At 42.3% G+C, this 3,801-nt stretch carries 3 protein-coding genes and 1 pseudogene; 1 reads left to right on the top strand and 3 read right to left on the bottom strand.

Features of this window, described 5'->3' with window-relative positions; all coding sequences use genetic code 11:
- A pseudogene (locus tag BW941_RS17505) lies at positions 1 to 305 on the bottom strand (transposase); the annotation flags it as partial.
- Between the two features lie 175 nt (positions 306 to 480).
- Between BW941_RS17505 and BW941_RS17500 the strand changes: the two are divergent.
- Positions 481 to 1,383 carry an HPP family protein gene (locus BW941_RS17500; protein ID WP_084189132.1) on the top strand — a complete coding sequence of 301 codons (903 nt, stop codon included), beginning with the start codon at positions 481 to 483 and terminating at the stop codon, positions 1,381 to 1,383.
- Positions 1,384 to 1,463: 80 nt separating this feature from the next.
- Here BW941_RS17500 and BW941_RS17495 read toward each other — a convergent pair whose 3' ends face one another.
- Positions 1,464 to 2,804 carry a hypothetical protein gene (locus BW941_RS17495; protein WP_076518250.1) on the bottom strand — a complete coding sequence of 447 codons (1,341 nt, stop codon included), beginning with the start codon at positions 2,802 to 2,804 and terminating at the stop codon, positions 1,464 to 1,466.
- Between the two features lie 46 nt (positions 2,805 to 2,850).
- Positions 2,851 to 3,762 (bottom strand): IS3 family transposase, encoded by a 912-nt coding sequence (locus BW941_RS17490; RefSeq protein ID WP_281251191.1) that lies wholly within the window; start codon positions 3,760 to 3,762, stop codon positions 2,851 to 2,853.
- Positions 3,763 to 3,801 lie beyond the last annotated feature (39 nt).

The following is a 3,801-nucleotide window of genomic DNA, read 5'->3' as shown; positions in this document are numbered from 1 at the left end:
ATATCTTGCTGATGTTCCTCCGCAAGAAACCGTTGCCACTTTTTTAGCAGATCAAGCTCCTGTTTCAGCTTCTTGTTCTCTGCTTCCAGCTTCTTGTTCTCTGCTTCCAGCTTCTTACGTTTATCTGCCACGATCTTGCCTTCACGGTACTCTTTTCGCCATCGTGACAGCATTAATGGATGGATGTCGAGAGTATTGGCTACTTCCTGAACCTGAATTCCTTCTATCAGACTTAGCTGGACTGCTTTAACTTTAAACTCGTTCGAATACTGCCAAGTCTTTCTTGGCTGAGTATATTTTGGCATTGGACACCTCGTCAGTTTGACTTTGGTGTCCGTTTTATCGGGGCAAGATCATTTGTCCGACAGCAGTGCTTTGTTATAGGCTATGTCAACAGTATACTTATGGTCTTTCATGATAAAGTTAAGAATCGATCCCCATTCGAGCACATCAATATTTTAATAATGCAAGCGACACGGTATGATTAAAACAGTAATTGGATTTCTTGGCATTCAAAGTGGAGTGGTATTTTCTGAGAAAATGGTAGCCACGCTAGGTGGAATGCTAGCTATTTTCTTTTGCTTCTATACAACCCTGTATTTCACCGGAGCAACCAGCTCAGTCGCAATTTTGCCATCAATGGGAGCTTCGACAGTATTGCTCTTTGCCGTGCCTCACGGCCAACTTTCTACACCATGGGCATTTTTAGCAGGAAACTTGATATCAGCTTTTGTTGGAGTAAGTTGTTCACAGTTAATTAGCCCTATTACTCTTGCAGCCCCAGCTGCTGTGGCTTTATCTATTCTAGCAATGCACTTTACTAGAAGCCTGCACCCTCCAGGAGGTGCAACAGCTTTAGCGGCTGTTATAGGTGGACCAAGCATATATGAACTTGGTTATTGGTATGTGCTTACTCCAACACTTATCAATTGTTGTATATTATTTTTTGTAGCACTGGTGTTTAACAACCTATTTAGCTGGCGAAGATACCCGCAAAGTTTTATGCGATACCAAAGTGCTGGATATCACCCAGATACAAGGAGTATCAAAATGCAGCATATTCATGAGGCGATAAAGCGCTCGGAATTAGTAATTGATGCTAGTGATGAACAGATAAAGCATATTGTTGATATTGCAGATGCAATTTATCATGAGGAACTAATTGCAGGCTTTGTGCTAGAACCTGGCGCATTCTATACCAATGGAGAGCCCGGTAGAAACTGGTCAGTACGTCAAGTTATTGACCATCGAGCACACAAAGACCCTTCGCTTTATTTGATTGTGTACCGAGTAGTAGACGGCGATAGGAAAGGGACAACTGATAGCTGTACCTTGCATGAATTTGTTGAGTGGGCCGAAGAAAAAATGAGACCTAAGAGCTAAAAGGCAATATGCGTAGAGGCCTATAACGCCCGCGTCATTGGCGCGAGCCTGCGAGCGTCCTAATTGACGCGATTGTTAAATTACTTCGATGCTTGCCACAGAAAATAGAAATCATTACTACGCGCCTCTGTTTTTTCTTTTAGCGTTTTATTATAATCCATAGCCGCACCAACTACAGCACTTCCGCCTCCTATAGCAGCTACTACTGCTCCAATATTGGGCGGCAGCATACCTGCATATAGACCTATACTTACCGCACCAGAGCCAAATATAAGCTTCTCTTTAAGCGACTCTTTACTTTTTACTTTCCAGTCCTTTATTTTCTTATCAATCAGGTTTATTTCTGGCGCTATCTCATCCCTAAAGATCTCTGACACCTCTGATTCTGTCCATTTATCTGTTGTTTTTAGTAGCTTATGAACTTTGTCTCTATATACAGAAAATGCTTCACCTTCTTTTTCTCGAAGATCGACGATGGATCGAATATCTTTTCCATATACAGATGGGAGCGTGTGGTTCATGGCATTGTTGAATGCTGATGAACTAGCTAAATATGCTGAATTATTTAGTTTTGATGCGATATTTATCTGTGTTGAGTTGTCACATAGGTACGAAGTACCATAAAACGCTGAATGCCATTCCTGGTTTGATAAATCTTTAATTATCGGGAAAATAATAACCCCCAATATCCCTTCATCTAAGATTTCTTTTTTTGTAAATTTATAGGGAAGGGATTTTTTTGATAAACGAGTAATGAAATCTGGTGTGGAATCGTAGAAGTGGAAGTACCTGACCCCGTGATCTATCAATCCATCAGGCCCTTCGATCTTCAGGGTCTGCGTCCCATCTTCTTTTATATCAAAATAGATAGAACATTTTTCAATCAGCTGTTCTTCAAGAAGATCGTATAACTTTTTTTCTTTTCTTTCGATTTTCTCAGAAAGAGGTTTTGCTAGCGTTTCACTATGGTGTGAACATAAAGAAACCATATTTTGAGCGTACTTTATAATACCACTTTCAATTAATGGTCTTAGATAAAAATAGTTATATATCCCATACATCATCTCCTGCCGAGAAGCCTCATTTAAATTTTCTGGACCAGATAAAAAAATCTCTTCAAATGGATTTTGAATATGGACTTCATCAGAATAGAGAGAAGCAAATGATACCAATTCGTTTAGCTTTTTTATTCTGCACGTAGCTTCCGCGCAAGGATGCCTCCCACCACTTAATGAAGAATTTGCGACAAAAGAAAAATTACTATTTGGTTTCCCTGTAGGCTTGAAATGGTACCTAGAGCTTAATGCCAACGTTTCCGCAAGTTCGAACAAGTGCTCATTGGTGCTGTTATATATTGCTCCATTTAAGTCACCATCAGACCAAAGCGATATTATCTGATCGAACTCTTCTAAAAATTCCATTTAGAACCCTTGTAATTGATCCTACCCACGAAAAGTAGACACCATTTCAGGCACACTTCTCGTGATATTCCTGTTCATACTCTGCCGGGCTTTTATAGCCTATCGCAGAGTGCCTTCGTACTCGGTTATAAAACAGTTCGATGTATTCAAATACGAGCGAGTACGCTTCCTGCTTTGTCGTCGGTTGGTCTGCGTAAACGGATTCAACTTTGAGCCTTGAGAAGAATGATTCCATGGCAGCATTGTCCCAGCAGTTTCCCTTTCTGCTCATACTAGGGCGTATGCCTTTGCTGAGCAACCTGTGCTGATATTCACCCGATCTATATTGCACTCCGCGGTCGGAATGCAGTATCAGACCTGGCTTAACCTGCCGTGAGTCATAGGCCATCTGGAAGGCGTCTATGATCAGTTGATTCGTCATCGTTGAGTCCAGTGACCATCCAATGATTTTTCTCGAATACAGATCCATCACGACCGCCAGGTAAGCAAATCCCTTGTCCAACGGAATGTAGGTAATATCCGACACCCACTTTTCGTCTGGTCGTTCCGCATTGAAGTCCCTGCGCAAGAGATTATCACTGACATGGTTCCTAGCCTGGATGTTCGGGAAGAACTTGTATCCTTTGCCGTTACGGGCCTTCAAGCTGCTTTGAGCCATCAGTTTAGCCACATAGTTCACACTGCACGGGATGCCGGACTCGTTCAATTCAACAGCCAGTCTGGGTGCTCCATAGCGATGTTTGAAACGCTCAAAGGTCGTAGCTATGACCTTCTCAAGGCTCTGCTGTCGCTTCTCGCTTTCGGACGTCCCACGACGCTGCCACTTGTAATAACCAGCGCGACTGACACCTAGCCAGCGGCACATCTTCAAAATGGAGTATTCTCCTGCTAAAGAGCGGATATAGGCGTACCTCACCACTTTTCTTTGCTGAAGTACGCGGTGGCCTTTTTTAGGAATTCGTTCTCTTCTTTGAGATCAGAGATTTGACGCTTGAGC

The sequence above is a fragment of the Thalassolituus maritimus genome, assembly GCF_900156675.1.
GTDB classification, from domain to species: domain Bacteria; phylum Pseudomonadota; class Gammaproteobacteria; order Pseudomonadales; family Oceanobacteraceae; genus Thalassolituus; species Thalassolituus maritimus.
The sequence above is the reverse complement of the archived record's forward strand: the minus strand, read 5'-3'. Positions and strand labels throughout refer to the sequence as shown.

What these genes read in the sequence shown, in the direction of transcription:
- BW941_RS17500 (WP_084189132.1), top strand. Translation starts at nt 481, where the DNA reads ATGATTAAAACAGTAATTGGATTTCTTGGCATTCAAAGTGGAGTGGTA.
- BW941_RS17495 (WP_076518250.1), bottom strand. Translation starts at nt 2,804, where the DNA reads ATGGAATTTTTAGAAGAGTTCGATCAGATAATATCGCTTTGGTCTGAT.